Source organism: Enterococcus sp. S183_ASV_20, from assembly GCF_018919685.1.
GTDB lineage: Bacteria > Bacillota > Bacilli > Lactobacillales > Enterococcaceae > Enterococcus > Enterococcus faecalis.
Genome location: NZ_JAHLRI010000009.1, coordinates 60,945 through 85,106, shown reverse-complemented (window position 1 = coordinate 85,106; position 24,162 = coordinate 60,945). Strand labels below are relative to the sequence as shown.

Below are 24,162 nucleotides of genomic sequence, written 5' to 3'. Positions count from 1 at the left end.
AGATAGTACATTGTTAATTCAGCTAACTGTGGAATTTGCGATTGGATAAAAATTGTTGTTTTCGTAGGGTCTAAACCAACTGCTAAATAGTCCAAAGCAACTTCTAAAACATTGGCTGAAACTTTTTCGGGATTTTTTGCATTATCTGTCAATGCTTGTAAATCTGCAATCATGACAAATAATTGATTTGTAGGGTCTGCTTGCATTTCTACTCGTTTTTTTAAGGAACCTACGTAATGTCCTAGGTGCAATTTACCAGTTGGACGATCACCTGTTAAGATAGTATTCATTGTCTACACACCTTTATCGTTTACTTTCATTTATTATTTTACCTTGTTTTAAAAAGAATGAATAGTAGGCAATAGAATATTTATTGATTCTAGATAATCGAAGAGACTAGAAAGATTGCAAGCTACAGCAATTCTTGTTCCAGTCTCTTCAAACAGTTTATTTATTTTGTGACTTTAATTGAAAATTGTGCAGTTACTATCGGCAAGACTTTGCTTGTTACTTTGATTTGATAATTTCCTGCAGCAGTCGTTGCTTCTGTCCTAATCAGACCGTTTTCATCTACACTTACTGTATTGCCAGCATCTGGTGTAACCAACTCATACGTTACTTGCGAGCTCCAAGCATCCGTTTCTGTGTGCGGCGCTTGACCAATCACTTTAGATTGAATTTGATAATTTTCGCCTGATTTTATAGTGGCTGTTTCTGCAGCAAATTGAATTCTTTCAGGAATCGCATGAGTTTGCACGACTTGGAAGATTTTTCGTTCATCAGGATTCGCAATTCCTATTTTTTCTTCTACTGCAGCAGGGAACTGGTAAGTACCTGGCGGGCTACTTGGCGAATAATTACTAACATCGTCATCCCAAGAAATAACCTTCAATTTCGTTTCGCTACCATCATCTAATTTTGCAATTACTTCAGTTGGCAAATTCAGTTCGCCTCGCGAGGTGCCTGTTAGTCGATCCAGCGTAGGCAATTCCTTGAATCCAACAATATGTTTAGCGGTGACTTTTACATTGGCAATAATTGGCAGTGAAACACCTGCTGCTCGTCCTACAACAGTGAATGTTCCTTCTTTTTGATAAGAAGATGCTGGAACTTCTGACCAATTGACAGTCACTTCTCGTTGTGAACCATCCGAATAAAAAATAGTTGTTTTTTCTGGTAGATTAGGGGCTTGACCCGCTTCTGTCGTGACCTCAATCGACTCATGTTTGACTTCGAAAACATTCGATAAAACAATTTTAGGAGCTAAACTATCCTCTGTTAGCTGTTGACCAGTTGGCAAGGTCAATTTGCCTGCTAAAAAGTCTTGATAGGCCTTTTGTGCGCCTTCTTTTGAAAAAGCATCAAACCCAGCATTATCAGAATCATAACCAGGCAAACGACTGTCTGTAATCGCTAATAAGAAACTTAACTTGGCTGGAATTTTCTCACCACTTTGAATTAGCTTCCGTAGATAGTTACTAATATCAATAGAGATTGTATTTTGATTATTCATAATTGAACTATTTGTAAAAGATTGTCGAGCAATAAATTCTTCATTTGGTACATTTAAATTATTTGGACCATTATTCCAAGTAATGGTGTTACTCATCCAATTAGTATCTGTTCCATAAACATCTACTTGGAACTGCGTATTTTTCAAACGTTCATCATTTGTATTTCCAGCACCATTCCACGCATCATAACGCATCACATTTAGTTCTAAATTGGCACTTTTTAGTGATTGATAGTTCTTCAATTCTTGTGTATCAATTTCAACGTAAATCCGGCGATTATACCCCGCAGAACTAGCATTTTTTAATTTTAATGCGTAATTGCCCGTATAGTTTACTCCATAAGGATATTTATAGGCGTCTCCTGAACTAATGGCAGCAGTACCGCCTGCTATAGCAGAGTATGCTCGGTTACCATCACTCTTTTGAACATAGGCAGTTTGAGCTGTTTTTAGTTTAACGGTGTCTTTTCCTTCACCAAGTTCACCCTCAAAAGAGACCTTGGCTGTTACTTTGACAGCATCTATCGGTAAGCCGATAACTGTTGCTGCAACTTCAACTGTGCCTGCTGTATTAATTTTTTCTTGAGGGATTGCTTCCCATTGTAACTTAAATTCTTTTTTGCCTGTCGCAACCACTTCTTCATTAACGACTTCTTCGTACGTTAATTCAACTTGCTCTGGCAAATTAGGATACACACCTGTTGCCGAACTAATTTCTAACACTTGATTTTGATAACGAATACTTTTTTCAATTGTGGATGCTTGTTGCGCACCAATATCTAAAACTTTATTTTTCAAGCTATTTCCAAAGAAGTCTTCGGCCGCACTGTTCACTTCCGACAAGCCTTTACCAATCGCTGGAGAGGTTTCTTTTAATTGGAACATTTGTGCTCGCTGACGTAAGCGTTCTTTGGAAGTAAATTCAACCACATTATCTTTTGTTGGTTTCAATGTCGTAAATTCTTGCTCTGCCAACTCTTTCACTTTTTCAGGGTTATCTGTGATTTCTAATTGTGGTTTTTCAAAAATGTTTCCACTTGATACTAATTTTTCAACAGTTGCACCACTTTTTTCTGTAGCAATTTCTTTTGGCCAAATAACATTATTTTTGAAATATTTTTCTGGATTATCGACCATTTTACGTTCAATTGGTTGTGTCCCATTTGTTGGATAATTAGATAAGAATTTTAATTGTCCGGTACCTTCTTTGTATAAAATATTATTGTAAAAATTGGCTACTGTACCACTGTTGTCAGAACTATTTCCTTCACCAAATAATGATGTTGAAATGCCGTCGCCAACATAAATCGTATTATTGTGGATAGTTGGCATTGCCGCTCCATCATTTTTCACCCAATAATGGAAAATGCTTTGTTCTTTATAATTGTAGCCACCAGCTCCGCCTGGATTGTCTTTACCTGTTCCTCGGTTACCACCGCCGTCATTAGCTGAGATATTGTACCGAATAACCGAATTTTTTTGATCAGACATAAGCAATAAAAAGCCGCCAGTATTATGATGTGAATAGTTATATTGATAAATAACATTGTTTGACTGCATGTCCACATCATAAGCTTCGGCATCGTTAAATCCATATTTGATTCCGTATACTTCGTTATATTGGAACAGTCCGTCATCTACAGACATTGCCCAAACGCCCGCGTAATTTTGTGTACCATAATCGGCATTGCACATTCGGACAGCAACATTTCCTTCGACGACACCGCCACTTTTGGCTTCTGACAAGACAATCCCGTCGCCAGCAATATCTTCTAAATAGTTATTACGAATCGTAATATTAGAAAACGTTTTGTAGAAAGTGTTGCCTCTTGAGGTATCTGAATCAGCTTTTGTTCGAATTCCTTCAAGTCCCACTCGTTGAATCACATTATTTTCAATCAAAATATCATTAAATCCAGTCGTTGTTCGATGATCATTAGCTGCCGTTACTACATTGCCATTCTCATCAAACCAACTTCCTAAAACAATAATTCCACCTACCGCTTTTAATCGTTTGGTTGCAGTATTCCCACTTAGATTCAAATAATATTCTGTTTGAACATCATGAACATAGTTATTCCTTATCGTGACACTATTGAACGTTCGATTTTGTTCATATCCTAGGACTAATATCCCCGCTCTTTGAGCATCTCCTGGTTTCTTATAGCCTTCGAGATTATCTAGCTCTGGTGTATTTGTCACTTCTAAGTTTGAAATATCCCAATATTCTTGGTTCACTAACTGCACGGCCCCTGAGATTGCACGTTTGAAAGTCCCTGTGCTGTAGGTGCCACCACCGTTAATAATCGGACGCCGTGTGGTTTCAAAAATGGTTTCTCCTTTGTCATTCGTATCATAAAAATCAATGACAATCTTTTGTGCCGCTGTCCCATTCCCTTTTGGATGTAACAATTGGTTATTCCAGGTACTTTGCGCATTCAGCAAAAGATGGTCGCCTGGCTGAAACTCCGTCTGATTCACTTTTTCAAAATCACGCCAAGCACTGGCTGGAGACTGCCCATCATTGGCATTATTTCCTCCTTCCCCATCCACATAGTAGGTCGTCCCACTTTGAGCGACACCTACTGAACGAAAAAGTAACGGTTGATCACTCACTGTTTCCCCATAAGCAGGAAGACTAAATAATTGAAGCTGGGAAAAAACAAGCAAAATAGAAAGGAAGATGGTTACACTTTTAAAATACGCTTTTTTTCTCATTTTCTGCTCCTTAACTGTTTTTATTTTGATAATTTTGAAAAAACTTTTCTCTGTCTTTCTCCAACAAGTCTACTTTTGTTGCTTGTTGATACGTAGCTAATTTCTCTTTGTAGCATGTGTTGATATAGGCATTTTTGCCAAATTGTGGTGCTTCTTCAAACTGTAAAAGTTGCCCTCCTTCCTTATTAAAAATATAAAAGTATTGGTTTTCGTGGTATCCTTTCACCACGGTACCAACAGCTTTTTCACTAAGAATCTCCCCAACAGACAACGAATAAATATCCTCTTTTTGGATTTCTGCACTCTTCAATTGATACGATTCAATAACAAGATTAGGTAATTTATTTTGCCACTCCAATAACGTCTCCTCATAAGATAGATTCGGAGAGATTGCTTCGGCTATTTTTTCTAATTCTGCTTGCTTACCTGAAAAATTTGGAATTTCAATTGCTTCAACAAAGTAATCGGTCTTTTTATATTTATCATCCAATTGCTCAAAGGCCTGCCGCAATTCTTTTTGCGTTGGCTTTTCTTTCTCCATTAATTTCTCTTTTATTTGGTCCTGTAATTGTTGATCTTTTGCATCTAAAAATTGCCAGAGCGTTAAACTGCTCTTTTGGTCTTGCCATTCTTTTTTTTCTTGCCCAAATGTTTGTGAGTGGGCTATTTCTAACTCCGTTGCCAGCTGTTTAATCATTTTATGTTGTACTAAATCCTCCGTTGCAACCTTCAGTAGTTCCTGAGTGGGTGATTTTCCGTTATACGTTTTGCGCCAGAAATTTTTCCCAAACGAAGTTAAATTATTCTGATCAGAGAATTGCTTCGCTACACGATTCATATTTTTATCGCCATAAACAATTAATTCTTCGACTTGGATTGCTTCGTTATTAATCATACTTTGCTGGCTGGTAGTAAAAATAACGAGCACAAAAATAGCACCTATCAAAAAGCTACTTAAAATAATTATTTTTTTCTTCATTCGTTCGCTCCCTCCACTTTAATAAACAAGGCAAGAACAAAATAAGCAATCCCACCTTCATTCATTTTCCTGAAAATCGAGATTACTTATTATGTAAAAATTATTTATTCTTTTTTTGCTTTTCATGCAATTTCCCAGTATTTAAATAAATAATCCCTAGGAACAGGACAGGGGTTACAACAAACCCAAACTGTGGCTTCAAAAACATCATTGCAAACATTGAGAATAGTAAAAAAACATTTAGACAGCTGACATACCATTTCCGCAGTCCATAGTAAATTGAAATCCGAAACACATCTTTAAAAGAAGCTTGCGGGTTTCGTACTTGAAAATACCAAGCATTCAGCATAATAGCTAACCCAAAAATTAGCAGAAGGACCATCAATGGAATAAACCATTTACCAATCGTTGTTTTGGCAAAAAAGAATATATCTGTCACACTGATGATGCTACTTCCTAAGCCAAGCAAGCTGATAAGAAAGCCTCTTAACCCAAACTGACGAAACTTTTGGAAAAAAGTTTTAAACGGATCCAGCTCCTTTTCTTCTTTAAAAGTATCGATTAAACCTAAAAGTGCAATCATCCCTGCCCCCATCGGCAGCAACGTTACTACAAAAAGTGGGAGGTTTCGTGGATCAATGTCTAAGCTAATCACCGCTATGAAAAAAGGAATGTTCACTAAGAGAAGCCCTAGATTACCGATAAATAAAATGTAAAGCCAGCGAAAAATTTTCATATAGATATTATTATCAAAGGTTTGCTTAGTAAACATTCAAACTTCCTCCTAATTCTTCATTCCAGATGTAGCAATACCTTCAACAAAGTATTTTTGCATTGCTAAAAAGACAATCCCTACTGGTAAAATAGAAACCACTGATGCGGCCATGATTAAGGCATATTCAGCATCAAATAAACCGACGAACATTTTCAAACCTAACTGAATTGTTTTATTCTCAGTAGAAGATAAATAAATGAAAGGTCCCATATAGTCATTCCATGTATTCACAAAAGTAATAATCGTGAGACTAGCTAAAGCTGGTTTAGTTAATGGTAAAATAATTTTCCAATAAATTCCCCACTCACTTAACCCATCAATCCGCGCGCTTTCACATAGTGAATCTGGAATACTGCTGTAATATTGTTTCAGTAAAAAAACCCCAAATGCATTAAATGCTTGTAATAAAACAAGTGACCATAACGTGTCAGTCAAACCTAATTGACGCATCATAATAAATTGTGGAATCATATACGATTGCCAAGGAATAGCAATTGTTGCGATGTACGTAATAAAAAGTGTATCTCTTCCTCTAAAATTCATTTTTGAAAAGCCATATGCTGCAAAACTTGAAGTAAATAGTTGAATAATCGTAATCACAATACTTAAAAATAATGTATTTTTAAAGAAAGTTAACAACGGAATGCGTTCCCAAATAACGGAATAGTTTTCTGGATGCCAACTTTTAGGAATCCATTGAATTGGAATGGTGAAAACTTCATTGTTTGTTTTAAATGATGCTGAAACCATCCAAATGAAAGGCACCAAAGTAATTAACGCAAGTAAAGTTAAGAGAATGATTACAAGGATCCCACCAGGTGTGACTTTTTCTGCTTTTTTCGTTTTTGCTTTTCGAGTATTTTCTTTTTTTGAAAAAGTTGCTTCCATCTTTTCTCCTCCTAAACTTTCTCTTGATGTTGATTCCATTTAAATTGGGCCACAGTAATCGCTAGAACGATGATGAATAAGACCATCGCAATGGCTGATGCATAACCAAAATTAAATTTGACAAAGGCTTCATTGTAAATTTCGTAAACTAACACATTCGTTGCACGTCCTGGTCCACCACCAGTCATAACTTGAACTAAGTCAAACACTTTGAAACAGTTAATTACAAGCATGATAGTCACGAAAAAGGTCGTTGGTCGTAGTGAAGGTAAGGTAACATTTAAAAATTGATTCCATTTACCCGCGCCATCCATTGACGCTGCTTCATATAATTCTCTTGGCACACTTTGTAAACCAGCTAAATACAAAATCATATAATACCCCATAAAGCGCCACACACTAACGATGATAATTGCTGGTAAAGCCCAAGTAGAACTAGATGTCCAGCCAGGAGGATTTTCAATAAATAATTTCAAAAATTGATTAATTGGTCCCATCGTTGGATGAAATAGCATATTCCAAACGACCGCAATCGCAACTAATGACGTTACATAAGGAAAGAAAAAAGCCGTTCTAAAAAATTTCATCCCTCTAATTTTACGATTCAACAAAATCGCTAGTCCTAATGAGCAAATCAATGTTAACGGAACAACACCAATCGTATAGATAAACGTTTGTTTTAACGAAATCCAAAACGTATCATCATGAATCATTTTGGTGAAATTTTTCATTCCGACAAATTCAGGAGTTGAAAAAGAATCCCAACTCATAAAAGCTAAAATCAGTGAACAGATAACCGGGATTAAAGTGAAGAGGAAAAAGCCAATAAAGTTTGGTGCGATAAAAGATAACGCAGTCCACGTATTTTTTCGTCTCAATTTATTTGCTGTTTTTGTTTTTGAAGTAATTTCCATAATTGTATTCTGTTAAGTGAACTTAACAGGCCCTCCTTCCAAACTCAAGCTACATTCTTTATTTAAAAAAATAAGCTGAAATTCATTGTAGGTTACTCATTTCAGCTTATTTTTTTCATCAATCTTTTGTGTTTTTGCAGGAAATAATAGTTAGTCTATCTCTGCTTTGACACGTTTTTCCATGTTAGCAATACCATCTTTTGGTTTTTCGTCGCCGACCATAATTAAATCATGTTCTTCTTGTAATACTTTATCAATTGCGGCACCGTTTTTATCAGATGGGAATTCTAAATTAATTGTATCTGGGTTAAAGGCTTTTTGTGAGACTTCATCTGAAGGCATTCCTTTTCTTGCAAAGTAGATTTTGTCAATTTCATCTGTTTTATAAGAAGGAACCACCCCTACTTCTGCTAAAAGTTTTGCACCTTCTTTACCTGAAGCAAAGTCTAAGAATTTTTGAGCAGCTTTTTGTTTTTTACTGTTTTTATTAATTGCAAAACTTGTCGGTGAGCCAAAGGTAGTTGCTTTGCCTTTTTCTTGTTGTGGTATTTCGGCAATCCCCCATTCGACATTTGTTTTGCCATCATCAATGTTGGTTAATAAAGTCCCCATGTACCAGCTACCCATGTACATCATCGCCGCTTTTGAATTTTCAAATTGTGATTGATACGTTACTTTTGTTGATTTTGCTGTTCCAAAATCCATTTGTGATTGATCTTTTTGCATTCTCAATGCGCGATCATAGTAAGTTTCCATATAATTGTATTTCGGTTCAATTAAATTGGCATTGTTTTGAGCAGCGGCAATTGCTTGAACCGTTGAGCGCCAAGTATGTTGATAGGCACCATATACTTGTTCTTCTGGTTTAGATAATTTTTTCGCTAACGCTTCATATTCATCCCAAGTTAAGTTATCGGGATAGGCAATTCCGGCTTCATCAAACATTTTTTTATTGTAATACAATACCCAGAAATCTGTACGGTAAGGCTGAGCATAGGTTTTACCATCGATTTCATACATCTCGTAACTTGCTTTGGCAGGTGCGATATCTAAATCTTTAACGTGATCGGTTAAATCCACCAATTGATTGCGTAGCGCGTAATTAGAATATGAAAGTAAGTTTTTCATGGTTAAAATATCCGTCGTATCTCCTGATGAAAGCATCGTTGTTACTTTTGTGTCATAATCATCTGAAGCAATGTCCACCGGTTCAATAGTGATATCAGGATTTTCCGCTTCAAAAGCTCTGAATAATTTCTCAAATTCTGGGGTCGTGTCATAATTCCAAGTAGTTACTGTTAATTTTGTTTTGCCATCTTCACTCTTTTCAGTTGCTTTCTTTTCACTTGAACCACCACATGCTGTTAAAGTTACTGCCGCCACCGCTAACAACGCTGCCGCTGTTAAGCCTTTTTTCCAAAATTTCATTTGTACTACCTCCGCTATTTATTATTTTTTAGGAGTTTTCCTCCATGAATTACCAAAAAGAATACCAGCTTTTCGCTAAACGAGTTAACGCTTCCAAATAAAAGTAGTCGCCCCAAATCATGCATTCATCGACTCCTGTATTTGTTTTTTTATCATAGACACCATGAAGCAATAGGCCGTTCGACTCTGGTCGTAAAACCGTTGTATACTTTTCCGCTAATGCTTGTAATAGTTCTAGCGCAACCTTTTCATAATAGCCATGTTTTTCATCATTTAATGGAAGCTGACGAGATAATTCTAGTAAGCCACATGCAGCAATTGCAGCAGATGAGCTATCACGTTCTTCTTCACTCCCTTCATTGAAAATTAAATCCCAGTAACAGATTTTGTCCTCTGGTAATTCTTGAATAAAGTAATCAGCAACATTTTTGGCTGTTTCCAGAAAACTACTATCTCCTGTATATAAATAACTTAACGTAAAGCCGTAAATTCCCCAGGCTTGGCCGCGAGCCCAACAAGAATCATCTGAGTATCCTTGCTGCGTCTTACCGTATAAAGCTTCGCCTGTTTCCGTATCAAAATAATACGTATGGAACGTGGTGTGATTTTCTCGCACAATATATTTTTGTGTTTGTTTCGCATGATTGTAGGCAGCTTCATAATACTCTTGCTTGCCAGTCATTTTTGCTGCAAAGTATAATAATGGTAAGTTCATTAAACAATCAATAATCATTCTGCCTCGTTGCTCTGGATCGTCTAAATTCCCCCAAGCTTGAATAATCTTGGCTTTTGGTGAATAACGTTTCATTAATAAGTCCGCAGCTTGCAAGGCCATTTCTTTTGAGGCCTCATGACCATTGACTTGATAATCGGCAATTGCTGTTAAAATATACAAAAAGCCTATATCATGTGTTTCCAGCTCAATTTGTTCATCCAAGCGATGTTGAAAAGAAGCCATCTGTGTGGTAATCACTTCATCGAACTCTGTTGAATTTGTTAATTCCTTTGCTAAAAATAACATTCCTGGCCAAAAGCTGGCCGTCCAGTCAATATTTTCTTCAGGATAATAAATTTGATTTAAACTTGCCGCGGGTGGAACTAATTCTTTAAATGTCTCTAAATTTCCTCGAACTTTGTTTAAAGCAAAACTGATTTGCTTCGGCAACCACTCAATCTGTCCATTTTCTGTCATTGTGTATTTCTCCCCCTAATTCCCCAAAATTACAACTTTTTCTTCAATTAAAAGCTGATTTTCTTTTAACCTAACTTTAACTGGCTCAATTTGTTCATTCGGTAGTACGCCTGTCACCAATGAAATTAAAAGATGTTTCCCTTTCGACAAGTTTGCTTTCAAATATGGCAACTCCGTTAACGGATAAAGTAAATTTGTATTCGGTTCTGTTCGAATAATCGCAGCTTCAGAAAAGCCGTTGATATTTTCTACTTTTGACACACCTTTTTTATTTTTTACCTCAGCCATTTGATCAGAAACGCAAGTGACCTTTTCATCGAAGAGCGGGATTGAGAAGCCACCTTCATAAGCCACTAATGCACGTTGTGTCTCAATTTCGTGGATCCGTAAATGTTGGCCTTCTAATGGTACAATTGTCGTTTTGATTGCTACATCGGACCAAGGATGCCATTGATGAATGATACGATCATCAAGAATTTCGTACTGATCATCTAATCCTTTCGTGCGGAAATAATGGTCGTCTTCAGCTAAAGCCAAGCAATTATCATAAGCACCTTCGTAATACCAATAATCACTCTTTATAGTACTGAAACCAAAATGGGAAGAATAAACAAATTTACTATATTTATCATGCGCATGAGCTTGATAATTAATAAATTGTCCCGCTGGAAACATTAAACCATGTGTTCCTGCATCATTTACTTGATAATAGTTCCGACTTTCTGGTGAAGGTAAGTGTTTTTCTGGAAAACTAATAGGCTGTGTTTCTGCTTGCCAATAAGGATGATCTTTTGGAACCGCTAACAAAATAAATGTTTTAAAGGCCCAATAAGGTGAACCAGGACCATTATAGCCTTCAGCAAAGACCATATTTTGATAATCATAACCTACCGACAATAATCCATCTGTTGTAAAAATATCTTTGTTCATCCATTGATGAAGATGTCGGCTGATTAGACCTTTGATCTCACCCCACGGCAATGCTTCAACATCTGCAAAAACTAAGGCACTAAAAAATGACACTTGAGCAAAACGATACGTTAAGCTACGTCCAAAGGGAATCGCTTCTCCTGGCTGAGTAAACCAATATTTAAACTCTTGCGCGAACAAAGTTGCTCGTTCCTTCATAATAGCCACTCTTGCGGTATCTTCCGGGGCAAAACGACAATACAATAAACTATAATAATGAATAGCGAAAGAAACATAATAATCAACTTGTGTCTCGACTCCGTCATAATACCAACCATTACCGACATAAAAACGATCAATTACAGCCAAATCAACAGCGATCTGTTCATTTGAATACGGCATTTCACAATGTTTCATCGCTAAATTCAGCAACACTCTAAAGAAATGCCAATTATTTGGCGGAATAATGTTTTCATTGGCTTGTATCAGCCAACTGTGTAAATTATTTTGCTGTTCTTTTGTTAGCTGGTCCCACGTTTTTTCTTTGTTTAACAAAAGAAATGTACTTAATGCTGCCATCTCAACAATCAATTGATCATAATCTTTTGTTTTTCCCCAATAAGATGAACTCTCAGGATCGGTGCCTTCGATAATTCCCGTTAGAAAGTCATTCAAATACTCACTTTCATTTTGCGTTACATAAGGACCTAGTCCCCATAATGGTCGTAAAAATGCCTCCGCATCACGTGTTCCTTTAGAATAAACTGTCCCGTGTGTCCCTAAATCCAGATGACCTTGATATTCTCGATCAAAAAACAATTCCAGTGGCGCTAATAAATCTTCAAATCCTTCTGCAACTTCTTCGTATGTTTCAAAAGTATTCTGTCTAATTCGTGGCTGAATCATGATTCTCCTCACTTTCAATTAATGTCCCTTTCAAAAAGCCGTAATATTCTCCGTAAACTGTCACTTCGTCACCAATTTTCAATTTTTTCTTTTGCTCATTAAAAACTTGATATTTACTAGAACCACTTTTCAAAATAAAACGATCACCTTTTTTTATTAAACTGGAACGACTGTCGCTCTCAACAATCTCCCCTTTCAAAGAAATATATTCATTTAAACGAACGTCACCATTTTGTAATTCTGTTTCTGAATAAGACTGTGCCGTTTCCTTTAGATTTTGAAGAGATTCTTCATCAAATTCTTTTTCACCGGATTTACAACCTGTTAAAGCAAGTAAAATTAGTAAAAAAAGTGAAAATATTTTCACTAAACCACCTTCTCCATCGAATTAAAGCGCTTTCTTTGACTTTATAGTATATTTTTTTAGTCAAAAAATCAATAGTTTTTGCTAAAAAAAAGTAAAAAAAGCTTTTTCTTGCTTTTTTTTACTAAAAAGAAATATACTATATGCTATAATAGTACTTGAGAAGGAGGCATTTAGAATGGCAACTATCACAGATATCGCAAAAGTCGCGAATGTTTCAATTTCAACTGTATCGCGAGTTCTGAACTATGATCCAAACTTATCCGTTACAGAGGAAACCAAGCGAAAAATTTTTGAAGCAGCAGAAACCCTGAATTATACGAAATATAAAACTAAAAATAAAAACAAACAGCAGGAGCAACTGACACCTAACCTTTCCGCACAAACAGCTCCGCAAGAGCCTTCGATTGCCGTCGTTCAGTGGCGTTCAGATGACGAAGAACTAACGGATATTTACTATATGTCGATTCGTTTAGGCGCTGAAAAACGGGCCGAAGAGTTAGGTTACAATATTCTAAAAGTTTCTCAATTGGAACAACATAACCTTCAAGGGATTGATGGCATTTTGGCAATTGGTAAATTCACTCAAAAGACGTTACAAGAGTTGCAGCAACTACATCCCAATCTTTGTGTAATTGGCAGTAATTTTCCCCTGGAAGAATTTGATTCTGTAAATACTGATTTTTATCAAGCAACCGAGATTGCCTTAACCCATCTTTTGGAATTGGGCCACGAAAAAATTGCCTTTATTGGTGCCGAAGAAAGCGAAAACATGTATGGTTTCCGTCGCTATAAAACGCCGACAACCAATGCTTATCTTGACATTATGCAGCATTATCACTTGTTTAACGAAGATTATTTTATCTTAAAAGAAAATGGCATGTTGGATGTCAAAACGGGGGAACAATTGACAGAAGAAGCGTTAGAGAAATGGGGAAATGATTTACCTACTGCGATTCTTGCTTATAATGACGCCTTTGCAATCGGTGTGATACATACGTTAGCCGCACACGGTATAAAGGTTCCTGAAGAAATTAGTGTCATGGGGATCAATGATATCTCTATTTCTCAATATGTCTCACCACCGCTATCCTCTGTCCATGCCTTTACTGAAGAAATGGGCGAGACAGGCATTAATTTATTGCACAAACGAATTCAAATGCCTAGCATTCCTCGTAGAGTCCTGTTAAACACAGAATTGGTTGTCCGCCAATCAACAACTAGCCCACGCCAGAAATAAAAAATAAGGACCGCTCCTATAAAGGAACCGTCCTTATTTTTTATTTGTTTTGACCAAATAATTCAATTTGTGTTAATGCTGGAAATGGTGATGGTTCATCTGCTTGAATTAACTCTGTTAGTATCACCCACTCCGCTGCCCGTTTCGCAAAGGTAAAGCTCTGGCGTTGCTCAGTCTTAACAGTTTTAAAGACCTCATGTGTACCGTCGGAAAATTTTAAAGTCACTTGTTGCCAATAATTATCATGAGGAAAGTCCGCTCGTAATGTTAAGATCACTTTATCCAACAAGACTTCACGCCCAAATTCAATTTTTAATGCGGCATCTAATTGCTGATTAATCCCCCATGATTGATAAGGATACGGCCCATGATAAAGATTAGCGAAGGTACCGTCAATCGCATTGCAAGCAAAAAAAGTGGCATCATTTCGCGTTTCCACGTTGGCAGATGCATGAGGATATGCACCAGTAAAATGTTGTAAATCATGCGGATTTAACGCCCAATTACGATAACTCTTAATTTCTTCTTTAGTGGCAATACGCACACTTATATAAGGTTTCTTGGTTTCAAAACGATACGCTGCTCGCGCTTCGATAGCGTTTTCATTTTTTATGATTGGAAACGTCCATTTTTGTTCTGGAACATAAATTAAACTGCTATCAAGCGTAGCATCTAACTTCACCATTAAATAAGTATTGGGCGTATCTAAACAAACTTGAATCACATCGCCGTCTTGTAATTGACAATCCCGAGCAGCTAAACAAACAAAATCTTTTCCTGTAATAGTTAACTCTTTCAAAGAATCTGAATCATCTATCTTAGCTTTTCTAACTTCTTGTTCTTGATTTAAAATCGATAATGAAATACACGTCATATGCTTCCCTCCTAATTTTACCTTTATTATATATTATTTTAGTAAATTAATCTATTTTTTACTAAAATAATAGATGGTTACAGAATAAATGTTTAGATTAAAAAAATAAAAAGGGGCTTCTTAAAAGGCTTCTTTTGTTCAACTAACTATCTTAAGATTTAGGAAGTGAGACATAAGTTGAGCCGACCCCCAAAAGTTAGATTCCTAGGTCTAACTTTTTGGGGGTCGGCTCACTTTCAATTAAAAAAGAATAAATTTATGATTTTTTCTGATCATCTTCATCCATTTTCGATACCGACAGCTAGCTTATAACCCAAGGTATATCAACATAAAAAAAAAAAAAAAATAGGCTGTGACAGCAGCGTGACAGCAAAAAAGATGGAAAGTTAAATATCAAACCTCGTAATTTCATTTGCGAGTGCTTGATTTGTTTCTGGATATAAGTGTCCATATTTGTCCAAAGTAGTTTTAATAGAGGCATGACCTAGACGCTTAGATATTGCATAGATATTTTTATTATGTTCAATTAAAAAGGCAACATGCGAGTGTCTTAATCCATGCATATGAATTGGTTTTACTCCTGCAATTTCAGCTAATTTTTTTATTCTGCTTAAAATAGTTCTTGGAGATGGCGGTAATCCATCAAAAGAAAAAACCAATTCTATATTTTTCCCAATTGATTGTTGAGTTTTTTTCCATGTTTTTAAATCTTCAACGGTTTGTCTGTCTAACGAAATTATCCGAATACTTGATGTATTTTTTGTTTCAGCAAATTCATAATCTTGTCTTGTACGGATGTAAATTGACTTATTTACGCTACATCTGCCATTTATTAAGTCAAAGTCTTTCCATTGTAACGCTAAGAGCTCCTCACTCCTTACACCTGTAACAAAAATAAAACGCATCAAACGTTTATAAAATTCTTCATAAAAATCCCCGTGATAAACACTATTATATACTTTCTTAAATTCATCAACTGTCCAAAATTCTACTTGAGGACGCTGAGTTTTTATTTTACCTATAGTATCTACAGGATTTTCTTCAATAATTTCAAGTACAATTGCCCTTTTAAAAACTACTCTCAACTTATTGAATATCTGTTTAATATAATTTGGTGATAATGGTTGCTCAATGCCCTTTTTTACAACATGGATTTTCGATAAAAACTGTTGAAATTCCTGTATATGAATTGGTCGAATCTTTACAACCTGCATTTCTCCAAAAAAATCCAATGCACGTTGTAAAATATGATCTGTTTTCATATATGTTTTTTCTACAGTTCCCAACTTATACCAAGGAAAAAAATACTCTCGATAAAAATCATGAAACGTTATTCCTTGCAGACAAATTCCTTGTGAATCAGAAAAACTTTGTTTTAACTCTTCGAGTCCCCTTCTAGCTTCTCCTTGAGTTTTGAAGCCTCTTCTGGTCACTTGAATTCTTTTTCCAAAGCGATCTTGTCCTAAAGTTGCAGAAAAAAACCAAGTGCCTCTTTTTCTGTCTTTATAAACATTCGCAATTTTCCTCATTTTACTATTCCTCCCAAGAAATATGGAGAACTTCTTCTAAAATTGAAATAGGAATTCTTTTTATTTTTGAATTACGATAAAAAAAGTATCCTTTCTCAACTAAAAGTTCTTTACATTCCTTGAAGATTTTATTAGCATAGTACTGAGAAAAACCTAGATTAATCAAATCTTTTCGAGTAGCTGTTTTCATTATAGCACCTTCCTTACTTTTTTTCATTTATTTCTATCAGCTGCTTTTGTCAAAAGCACATAGGAATTTCACCTCTCCCCAAGTTTACGGCGAGCCTTACGGAAGTATCATTATCCCAACTTTAAATCATCGCTTTTTATTGACTATAAAAATTATTTTAGAATATTTATCGCTCCTTCTTTACAGCAAGAAATCATGGCGCAACTAAAATATGCTCCTTAAAGTGTTAACGTACTGATAGAATCTATTTAATTTTCAATGAACAATAGGTTTTCTACCTAAAAGAATCTACTAATTCCTTAACTATTAGAAGATTCTTTTAAACAGAAAAAGTGGAAAGGAGATTTTTTTAATTAGTTAATTTTAAATTTTAAGATCGCTTCTATTAATTTAATTTCTAGCTGACTTATCATATATTCATCTACATAGGTAACGAATTGACCTACCTCGTTAAATCCATTTGTCAAACATAACTTAGCCATATAACTATGATAATGTTTGAGTATCATCTTGATCGAAATTGGATCTCCTTCTAGAGCAGATAAGATAATGGATAGTGGAACTAATAGGTACTGCCGCTTTTTGGATTTATCTACCATAGGTCATACCCCATTTTCAATTGTTCAACTGCCTTCTTTCGTTGATACCAGATACCACTTGTGCTCATATTGAGAATTTTACCGATTTCAGCATCATTAAAACCTGCAAAATAATAAAGTAGGATAATCTTTCTTCTTATCTCCGATAACTGATCAATTGCTGCTGATAACTTTTGATCTGAAATTAATATTTCCATTCCAAATAAGAAATAGACATCTTGTTCATCAAAATGAGTTTGGGAATACCTGCCTTCATTTGAATCTGCCAATGGTTCCTCATTATCCTTTATGTTAGCATTTCGTTTTCGAATAGACTTAGCTTCGTTTCGTAATACTTTTTTACAGTAGGCATCAAATTGGTGTTGTATAGATATGTCATTGTAATGTTGTTGCATGATAATATGCTCCTTTTTCCCCCTTTCCACTAATACAACAATCAGAGAGCCCCTTTTTTTCGAAAAAACTAGAAAAAAACATAAAAATATTTATCATTCTTTAAACAGAAAATCTTTCTATAAAAAACAAAAAAACGATTAGGCTAGGCTAATCGTTTTTTGAACATTCTTAAAAAAATCCAAATTATTTTTTATAACTGAAATTGGGTATTGATGACCATCGTTTCTGTAGATAGTGAGCAATCATTTTAGGTTTTCTATCTCTAGTAAAGATTCCTTTCTTATTTCCTTGCACTCTTAAAATCCCTTGACTCGTTGCAAAATCTGCAAAATTCCACACTTGTTCACCAACAAAATTTTCACATGTATCTATTACTTCGTGATTTGCTTCGTAATAAGCCACTTGATACTCTTCTGTAAACATTGTTGGTACTGTATCATGAAATCCAGCTACTGTATCTGCTCCATATTCTGTAAACATTATTGGCGTATCAGGACATCTTTCTTTCCATCCATCTAGCTCTTTTTTCAACAGATATTTTGCATGTGCCAGATCCCCTCCCGAAACATACCAACCATAATAACGATTTAAACATAAAACATCGACAATATCTCCTACCTTACAAATATCTGGCGTTGATTTTAGATAAGTAACTATTGTTACAGGTCTTTTCTGCGGATCAAGTTCTTTAGTTAATTCAACTAAAGGTTCAAAATATTCTTTAGCACCTTCGGAATCCGAATCTGGTTCATTTGCAATAGACCACATTACAACACTTGGGTGGTTCTTGTCGCGTTCTATCAATTCCTTGATCACCGTTTTATGAGAATTTTCTGTTCGTATCTCTTTCCACGTATTATGTTTTTCCACATTATCATCTAATAAAGTGGCCATGAAATTTAAATGTAACCCTACTGCAGGTACTTCATCAATAACTACAATACCTTCTCGATCTGCTAATCGCATAATTTCTTCTGAGTAAGGATAATGTGATGTTCTAAAAGAATTAGCACCTATCCATTTCATTAAATTAAAATCTTTAATATTTACAGCCTCATTCAAACCACGTCCATTAACATACGAATCCTCATGCTTACCAAATCCTTTAAAATAAAAAGGTTTATTATTAATCAAAAATTTGCCATTGGTAACCTGAACACTGCGAATACCAAATTCTTCTGTATAGGTATCGATCACTTTATTATCATCAATTAAACTAATTTTCATACTATATAAATAAGCATCTAGAGGTTCCCAAAAAATTGGATTCTTAAGCTGAATCATTCCTTTCTTTCCTTCAGCTTCAGCTACAAGTTGAGCCTCTTCGTCATATATCGCTATTAAGATTTTTCCGGTCCATTCTGTATCGATATTGAATTCTACACTTGCATCCAAATCAGTTATTCTTGTATTAATAGTAATATCACTTATATAGTCTTTCGGAGTTGTATATAACTTAACAGGTCTATGAATACCTGCATAATTGAAGAAATCAAAATTAACTAAGTTTTCCTTTTTTATATCCCCATTTTCCTGTACTGTTTCCTTCATAATCCCCATAGGTAAAGTACTATCGTCAATAATATTGTTTACAGCAACTGTAATTCGATTATTCCCGTCTTTTACAAACCGATTAATTTCAGACTCAAATGGTGTAAACCCACCTTTGTGTTGAGTAATCAACTTTCCATTCAAAAAAACTTTTGCTTCATGTGTTGCAGATCCAAAACGAAGAACTAATCTTTCTTCTAATAATCTTTTAGGAAGAGTCACTTCTTTTTCATACCACACCCATCCAACATGATTTCTAATGTTCTCTGTTTCAAATAAATCATTATAAGAAGAGGGAACTGAAATCGGATAACTCTCTTTTTCATTTATTGGTTCTAAAGCAAGTTCTTCCTGTAAGTCATCATTTGTATCTAATTTAAATCTCCAGAGACCGCTTAAGTCAATTACTTGCCTCGTCTCTGTCATAATGGGATACAACATATAAACCACTCCTATCTAAATATTAAATAAATGTATCCTTTAAACCACAATAAGCATCTATTGGACTTACTCCCTTAAATTCAGAAAGACCCATTAGTTTGTCCACCAATATTTCTAAAGTTTCTTGTTTTCCATCATAAGTATTAATATAAGTCTTTACTTGAGGTACATCAGCCAAATGAAACGGACACTGTACAGATACAAAAATTGTTGGAATTTCATGAATGTAAAACGGTATATCCGGAGTTCCTTTACTTGCTGGCCAGACAATTCGTTGAACTGTGCCTGGATTAACATTAGCTATATTAATGATCAAGTCATATTTTTTAGTTAAATTTTTAATTGGTCTCTTAGCAGCATATATTCCAGCTATATTTTTAATTTTTTCTTCTTGCGATAATCCTTTCAACTCTTCTTCAGGTGAAATGTATTTTTCAACTTCAAATCCTTTTGCTGACAAAATCTGTTTCAATAAATCAATGGCTTGAGGTCTATTTCCAGCAACTACTTCACCAAACCCACCTTTTACCCCATGTACATCTACTAGTAAAATCCTTTTATATTTTTCTGGTTCAATAGGCCAAATATCTTGTTTATCTTTAACTAATGTAATTGCTTGGTCAGCCACCTCTTTAAAAATTGATTTATTTTCAATTAAACCAATTTTTTCCAGAGCTTCTTGCTTAGGTAATAAAATTTGTTCTTTTGCTTTTTTGTGTAATCCCAATTTAGCTTTTAACCCTAAAATTCTTTTTAAGGCATCTAATAACCGATCATCAGAGATAATTCCTTTACGATAACCTTCCATCATATAATTAAAGTCTTCATCTGGATCATTAAAAAATAGAAATAGATCACATCCAGCTGCAATAGAAGTGGGCAATAATTCTGATCGTTTCATTGCCCCAGTCATTCCTAACATATGACTAGCATCAGTAACTACTAATCCATTAAATCCGAGTTTTCCTCTAAGTAAGTCAGTGATTAATTCTTTTGATAAAGTTGCAGGAAGTAAATCTTCATCTTTCAGATCAGGATTAAAATGTTTTGAATAAGCTGGCATATGGATATGACCTGCCATAATCGAAGGTAATCCAGCTTCTATTAAACCTGAGTATACTTTTCCAAAAGAATTATCCCATTCTTCCGTACCTAAACTATTAATACTAAAAGATAGATGCTGATCTCGTTCGTCAATACCGTCACCAGGGAAATGTTTAGCTGCAGGCAAAATTCCACTCTCCTGAATACCTTTCATATAAGCTAAACTAAGTTCTAAAACTTTATCAGGGTTTTGTCCAAAAGATCGACTAGAAATGATAGGATTTCTCCAATTTCTATTAATATCTACAATAGGAGCAAAACTCCAGTTACATCCAATAGCCGATGCTTCAATCCCAGAAACTCTCCCTAATTCATAAGCATATTTCGCATCATTTGTTGCACCAATTTTTACTTCTACACCAACTTCAGTACCATCTGTACAAGCTCCGTTACCACCTGCTTCCGTATTAGCAGCAATTAATAAAGGAATTTTGCTTTCTGTTTGTAGGATATAGTTTTGATCATATACCTCATCAGCAGTTCCTGGGTTATATCGTACAGCTCCAATATGGTACTGATTGACCATATTACTCAAGTAATTTTTATCACGACTAGATCCCATATTAACAAACAATTGACCTATTTTTTCTTCCAAAGTCATAGAATCAATCGTCTCTTCAATCCAAGAAATAGCATCTTCATCTAAATTATATGGTTTTTTTCGTAAGTCTACTTTTATAGTCATTTTCTTTCTCCTCTACTTATTAGTAAGATTTTTCCAAAAAGTATCTATAAATTTTTGTTCAATATCTACATACTCTCCCGATAAACATTTAAATAAAACATCAGTTCTTAAGTTTTCCCATGATTCTTTTTCTTTATTAACCAAAATAGGATAAAAGAAAACTTTATTTTTATTTGCAGCTTCTAGATCACCAGGAGAATCACCAATCATTAATATCTTATCCAAATCACAACCATTTTCAATTACACTTCGAATAATGTCTTCTTTTTTTCCTTTATCTTGACAACACAGTTCATCAACTAATGATAATAATTCATGTCTTTCCCATTCTTCTTGAACAGCTTCCTTATTAGCTGAGCTTACAATAATTATCTTCCCATATTTTTTCAGAGCTTTTATAGTATCTCTAGCACTTAAAAAGGGTTTATCTAATCCTTTAGCTTGACTAATCTGTTGATTGACTTCTTCCGACCATTTTAAAGCTTTTAATAAATCCTCTGACTGATAATATTCTATTTCCCTCTTCAAAGATGGATTAGACAATTCTTTTGTTAGAGATACCCAGTGCTTTAATCGATTAATGGATGTTACATCATTTTTTTCTAATGTTTTAACTAAACCTAAAAATCTGTTTATTCCACGAGTCTCTGAATATAAATTAATATTATTCCAATCCTGTAGGAATTTTTCTCTATGATGAACATCAAAAATCTCTGCAGCAATTGGTCCGAAAAAGAGATTGTGTTTATAAGTCATCGTATCCATAACACAGCCATCTGAATCAATACAAAATATCCAATTATTCATATTTCTCTCCTATTTATATTTTTGTTTTAAAAGCTCGCAATTTTCTAAGACTTTATCTTTAGATAATGGATAAAGGAAAAATAAAATTAATCCTACAATAAAAAAACAAATTGATGGAATTAATGTTGAAGCGTTATATAACTTTTCTAAAACATCTCCCGTTTGTATATTTGCTAAAGAGTCATAGCCTATAATAGAAAGAGTCCAACCTCCGACGCCTCCAGCTAGAGCTTGACCTATTTTTCTAGCAAAAGAATATACCGCATATACGGTCCCATCTTCTCTTTGATCAGACTTTACTTCTTGATCATCAATAACATCAGTAATATTTGCCCAAATAACAGTATTAAACACACCCAAACCCATATAGCCAACCGAACTAAGAATTAAGAATACATACATATTACTAGTTTTTATCAAAAATAAGATCAAATATACTATTGCTGAAAAGAACATTCCTACTGATGCCAGTTCTTTTTTTCCATATTTTTTACTTAAAAACAAAGTTAAAGGTGAAACAACTATTAAAACCAAAATAGGATTGATAAAATTCATTAAAACTATTCCCTGTGCATCATTATAGTAATCAGGAAATACATAATTATTCATACTCATAATTAATAATTGAGCAAGGAGTAAGAAAATAGCCGCACCAATTATAGAAAGTAATGCCCTATTTTTAACTAACCCTTTTAAAGATTTTAACAATGAAACTTTGAATTGAGATTGGTCAATTCTTACTCGTTCAGTAGTTAGTTTATAACATATTAAATAACAAATAAGTGCACATATCGAAAATATTCCCGCAACAATTGTAAAAGTTGATCCACCACGAACTATTTGAGCGCCTGAATCATCTCTTGTATAAATAAATAATGGTGTTAATACACCAATGATCAAACTTGCTAAAGTAGCTCCAACATTTCGGAATGTCGATAGCATTGTTCTTTCTTCTGTAATAGAAGTAATAGCTGATGCCATTGATCCATAAGGAATATTTATAGATGTGTAAAAAATACTCCCCCATAATATATACGTAACATACATGTATACTACCTTAACGCTCATAGAAGCTGAAATCATAGAAGTTTGATACATTAAAAAACTTGCTAAAGCGACTGGACCACTCATTCTTAAAATCCACGGTTTAAACTTACCCTGCTTAGTTGCTTTCGATCTATCAACAATACGCCCCATAGTTACATCAGTAACTGCATCGATAAATCTTGCTACTAAAAATAATGTTCCAACGGCAGCTCCGCTTATCCCCAATACTTTTGTATAAAAGATCATTAAAAAAGAACTAGCAAAAATGAAAGTAAAATCGTTTCCAAAATCTCCAAACATATATCCTATTTTGTCTCTTATACCAAATTTTCTTTCCATACAATTCTCTCCCTTCTTTTGTTAAGCGTTTTCATTCTTATGAAAGTACGTACTATACTCTGAAGCGTAAAGAGTCAGTATTTATTTTTTACATTTCAGAGTATTATTTGTTTTTTCTCCTAATAATTCTTTATCTCATAAAACTTATCTATATATTTACTAGCTACTCGACTTACTTCTTCAAAATCACCTTTTTCAACAGAAGCCAATAAATTCCCACCTACACCAACTGCAACAACTCCTACTTCAAACCAATCTTCTAAGTTCTCTAGACTTACTCCGCCAGTAGGCATTATATTTACGTGTGGTAATGGAGCTTGATAGGCTTTTACAATGGATGGACCAAAAGCAGAACCTGGGAATAGTTTAATGATATCTACGCCAGCAGTAAGTGCCTCCTTTATCTCAGTAATTGTCATACAACCTGGTAAATAAGGAATTTGATATAAATTACAAATCTCAGCTGTTTGTCGATCAAAAGATGGACTAACGATATATTCTGCCCCAGCCATAATTGCGATACGAGCAGTAAACGCATCTAAAACCGTACCGGCTCCGATTATTACATCTTTTTGATCAGCATATTTTTTAGCAATTTCTTTGATTATTTCTTCAGCATTAGGAACTGTAAAAGTTAGTTCAATCCCTTTAATTCCACCCGCAATAATTGAATTTATTGCTTTAATGGCCTCATCCTTATTTTTCCCACGTACAACCGCAATCACTCCAGCCGCTTCTAACTTACTTAAAATTTCTACTTTTTTCATATCTATC

Annotated in this window: 21 protein-coding genes; 1 reads left to right on the top strand and 20 read right to left on the bottom strand. The window is 34.7% G+C overall.

Features of this window, described 5'->3' with window-relative positions; genetic code table 11:
- The 10 genes from KQI94_RS05275 to KQI94_RS05230 form a co-directional block, all read right to left on the bottom strand.
- Positions 1-290 (bottom strand): hypothetical protein (locus KQI94_RS05275; RefSeq protein WP_216454328.1); only part of this gene is annotated, 290 nt, incomplete at its 3' end.
- A 161-nt stretch (positions 291-451) separates the two neighbouring features.
- The gene (locus tag KQI94_RS05270; RefSeq protein WP_002389948.1) at positions 452-4,231 is read right to left on the bottom strand and encodes an Ig-like domain-containing protein; all 3,780 of its coding nucleotides are present in this window, start codon (positions 4,229-4,231) and stop codon (positions 452-454) included.
- Positions 4,232-4,241: 10 nt separating this feature from the next.
- Positions 4,242-5,210: a hypothetical protein gene (locus KQI94_RS05265; RefSeq protein WP_002369004.1), complete on the bottom strand. Its 969-nt coding sequence runs from the start codon at positions 5,208-5,210 to the stop codon at positions 4,242-4,244.
- 100 nt (positions 5,211-5,310) lie between these two features.
- Positions 5,311-5,982, bottom strand: a complete 672-nt coding sequence (locus KQI94_RS05260) for a hypothetical protein (RefSeq protein ID WP_002389950.1) — start codon at positions 5,980-5,982, stop codon at positions 5,311-5,313.
- Between the two features lie 12 nt (positions 5,983-5,994).
- A complete protein-coding gene (locus KQI94_RS05255; RefSeq protein WP_002383582.1) occupies positions 5,995-6,912 on the bottom strand; it encodes a carbohydrate ABC transporter permease in 918 nt (305 codons plus the stop codon).
- Positions 6,885-7,787: a sugar ABC transporter permease gene (locus KQI94_RS05250; RefSeq protein ID WP_002356840.1), complete on the bottom strand. Its 903-nt coding sequence runs from the start codon at positions 7,785-7,787 to the stop codon at positions 6,885-6,887. The genes KQI94_RS05255 and KQI94_RS05250 overlap by 28 nt, the downstream gene beginning before the upstream one ends.
- A 150-nt stretch (positions 7,788-7,937) precedes the next feature.
- On the bottom strand, positions 7,938-9,215 hold the full coding sequence (locus KQI94_RS05245; protein ID WP_002356838.1) for a sugar ABC transporter substrate-binding protein: 1,278 nt from the start codon (positions 9,213-9,215) through the stop codon (positions 7,938-7,940).
- Positions 9,216-9,264: 49 nt separating this feature from the next.
- Positions 9,265-10,407 (bottom strand): glycoside hydrolase family 88 protein, encoded by a 1,143-nt coding sequence (locus tag KQI94_RS05240; protein ID WP_002356837.1) that lies wholly within the window; start codon positions 10,405-10,407, stop codon positions 9,265-9,267.
- Between the two features lie 15 nt (positions 10,408-10,422).
- Positions 10,423-12,222, bottom strand: coding sequence for a DUF2264 domain-containing protein (locus KQI94_RS05235; RefSeq protein ID WP_002369003.1), 1,800 nt, complete (start codon positions 12,220-12,222; stop codon positions 10,423-10,425).
- Positions 12,203-12,589 (bottom strand): hypothetical protein, encoded by a 387-nt coding sequence (locus tag KQI94_RS05230; protein WP_002369002.1) that lies wholly within the window; start codon positions 12,587-12,589, stop codon positions 12,203-12,205. The genes KQI94_RS05235 and KQI94_RS05230 overlap by 20 nt, the downstream gene beginning before the upstream one ends.
- A 175-nt stretch (positions 12,590-12,764) precedes the next feature.
- Between KQI94_RS05230 and KQI94_RS05225 the strand changes: the two genes are divergently transcribed.
- Positions 12,765-13,826: a LacI family DNA-binding transcriptional regulator gene (locus tag KQI94_RS05225; protein ID WP_002369001.1), complete on the top strand. Its 1,062-nt coding sequence runs from the start codon at positions 12,765-12,767 to the stop codon at positions 13,824-13,826.
- Between the two features lie 40 nt (positions 13,827-13,866).
- On the opposite strand, the gene KQI94_RS05220 is transcribed toward KQI94_RS05225, so the two are convergent.
- From KQI94_RS05220 to KQI94_RS05175, 10 genes are all read right to left on the bottom strand, one after another.
- Entirely contained in the window at positions 13,867-14,700 is an 834-nt protein-coding gene (locus tag KQI94_RS05220) for a hypothetical protein (RefSeq protein WP_002369000.1), read from the bottom strand.
- Between the two features lie 386 nt (positions 14,701-15,086).
- The gene (locus KQI94_RS05215; protein WP_002353651.1) at positions 15,087-16,229 is read right to left on the bottom strand and encodes a site-specific integrase; all 1,143 of its coding nucleotides are present in this window, start codon (positions 16,227-16,229) and stop codon (positions 15,087-15,089) included.
- 4 nt (positions 16,230-16,233) lie between these two features.
- Positions 16,234-16,419: a DUF3173 domain-containing protein gene (locus tag KQI94_RS05210; RefSeq protein ID WP_010729347.1), complete on the bottom strand. Its 186-nt coding sequence runs from the start codon at positions 16,417-16,419 to the stop codon at positions 16,234-16,236.
- Between the two features lie 353 nt (positions 16,420-16,772).
- A complete protein-coding gene (locus KQI94_RS16715; RefSeq protein ID WP_002353648.1) occupies positions 16,773-17,018 on the bottom strand; it encodes a helix-turn-helix domain-containing protein in 246 nt (81 codons plus the stop codon).
- On the bottom strand, positions 17,012-17,413 hold the full coding sequence (locus KQI94_RS05200; RefSeq protein WP_010729346.1) for a sigma-70 family RNA polymerase sigma factor: 402 nt from the start codon (positions 17,411-17,413) through the stop codon (positions 17,012-17,014). Before KQI94_RS05200 ends, KQI94_RS16715 begins: the two co-directional genes overlap by 7 nt.
- Before the next feature lie 184 nt (positions 17,414-17,597).
- Positions 17,598-19,406, bottom strand: coding sequence for a beta-glucuronidase (gene uidA / locus KQI94_RS05195; RefSeq protein WP_216454327.1), 1,809 nt, complete (start codon positions 19,404-19,406; stop codon positions 17,598-17,600).
- 22 nt (positions 19,407-19,428) lie between these two features.
- Positions 19,429-21,195: a glycoside hydrolase family 3 N-terminal domain-containing protein gene (locus KQI94_RS05190; protein WP_002353534.1), complete on the bottom strand. Its 1,767-nt coding sequence runs from the start codon at positions 21,193-21,195 to the stop codon at positions 19,429-19,431.
- Positions 21,196-21,207: 12 nt separating this feature from the next.
- On the bottom strand, positions 21,208-22,002 hold the full coding sequence (locus tag KQI94_RS05185) for an HAD family hydrolase (RefSeq protein WP_002353535.1): 795 nt from the start codon (positions 22,000-22,002) through the stop codon (positions 21,208-21,210).
- A 9-nt stretch (positions 22,003-22,011) separates the two neighbouring features.
- Positions 22,012-23,388: a glycoside-pentoside-hexuronide (GPH):cation symporter gene (locus KQI94_RS05180; protein WP_058825535.1), complete on the bottom strand. Its 1,377-nt coding sequence runs from the start codon at positions 23,386-23,388 to the stop codon at positions 22,012-22,014.
- 119 nt (positions 23,389-23,507) lie between these two features.
- On the bottom strand, positions 23,508-24,155 hold the full coding sequence (locus KQI94_RS05175) for a bifunctional 2-keto-4-hydroxyglutarate aldolase/2-keto-3-deoxy-6-phosphogluconate aldolase (RefSeq protein ID WP_002353537.1): 648 nt from the start codon (positions 24,153-24,155) through the stop codon (positions 23,508-23,510).
- Positions 24,156-24,162: the final 7 nt, after the last annotated feature.

Coding starts and splice junctions, on each gene's coding strand:
- KQI94_RS05200 (WP_010729346.1), bottom strand. CDS start 17,413: ATGCAACAACATTACAATGACATATCTATACAACACCAATTTGATGCC.
- KQI94_RS05215 (WP_002353651.1), bottom strand. CDS start 16,229: ATGAGGAAAATTGCGAATGTTTATAAAGACAGAAAAAGAGGCACTTGG.
- KQI94_RS05260 (WP_002389950.1), bottom strand. CDS start 5,982: ATGTTTACTAAGCAAACCTTTGATAATAATATCTATATGAAAATTTTT.
- KQI94_RS05265 (WP_002369004.1), bottom strand. CDS start 5,210: ATGAAGAAAAAAATAATTATTTTAAGTAGCTTTTTGATAGGTGCTATT.
- KQI94_RS05210 (WP_010729347.1), bottom strand. CDS start 16,419: ATGAAAACAGCTACTCGAAAAGATTTGATTAATCTAGGTTTTTCTCAG.
- KQI94_RS05185 (WP_002353535.1), bottom strand. CDS start 22,002: ATGAATAATTGGATATTTTGTATTGATTCAGATGGCTGTGTTATGGAT.
- KQI94_RS05250 (WP_002356840.1), bottom strand. CDS start 7,787: ATGGAAATTACTTCAAAAACAAAAACAGCAAATAAATTGAGACGAAAA.
- KQI94_RS05235 (WP_002369003.1), bottom strand. CDS start 12,222: ATGATTCAGCCACGAATTAGACAGAATACTTTTGAAACATACGAAGAA.
- KQI94_RS05175 (WP_002353537.1), bottom strand. CDS start 24,155: ATGAAAAAAGTAGAAATTTTAAGTAAGTTAGAAGCGGCTGGAGTGATT.
- KQI94_RS05190 (WP_002353534.1), bottom strand. CDS start 21,195: ATGACTATAAAAGTAGACTTACGAAAAAAACCATATAATTTAGATGAA.
- KQI94_RS05225 (WP_002369001.1), top strand. CDS start 12,765: ATGGCAACTATCACAGATATCGCAAAAGTCGCGAATGTTTCAATTTCA.
- KQI94_RS05255 (WP_002383582.1), bottom strand. CDS start 6,912: ATGGAATCAACATCAAGAGAAAGTTTAGGAGGAGAAAAGATGGAAGCA.
- KQI94_RS16715 (WP_002353648.1), bottom strand. CDS start 17,018: ATGGTAGATAAATCCAAAAAGCGGCAGTACCTATTAGTTCCACTATCC.
- uidA (WP_216454327.1), bottom strand. CDS start 19,406: ATGTTGTATCCCATTATGACAGAGACGAGGCAAGTAATTGACTTAAGC.
- KQI94_RS05270 (WP_002389948.1), bottom strand. CDS start 4,231: ATGAGAAAAAAAGCGTATTTTAAAAGTGTAACCATCTTCCTTTCTATT.
- KQI94_RS05245 (WP_002356838.1), bottom strand. CDS start 9,215: ATGAAATTTTGGAAAAAAGGCTTAACAGCGGCAGCGTTGTTAGCGGTG.
- KQI94_RS05180 (WP_058825535.1), bottom strand. CDS start 23,388: ATGGAAAGAAAATTTGGTATAAGAGACAAAATAGGATATATGTTTGGA.
- KQI94_RS05240 (WP_002356837.1), bottom strand. CDS start 10,407: ATGACAGAAAATGGACAGATTGAGTGGTTGCCGAAGCAAATCAGTTTT.
- KQI94_RS05220 (WP_002369000.1), bottom strand. CDS start 14,700: ATGACGTGTATTTCATTATCGATTTTAAATCAAGAACAAGAAGTTAGA.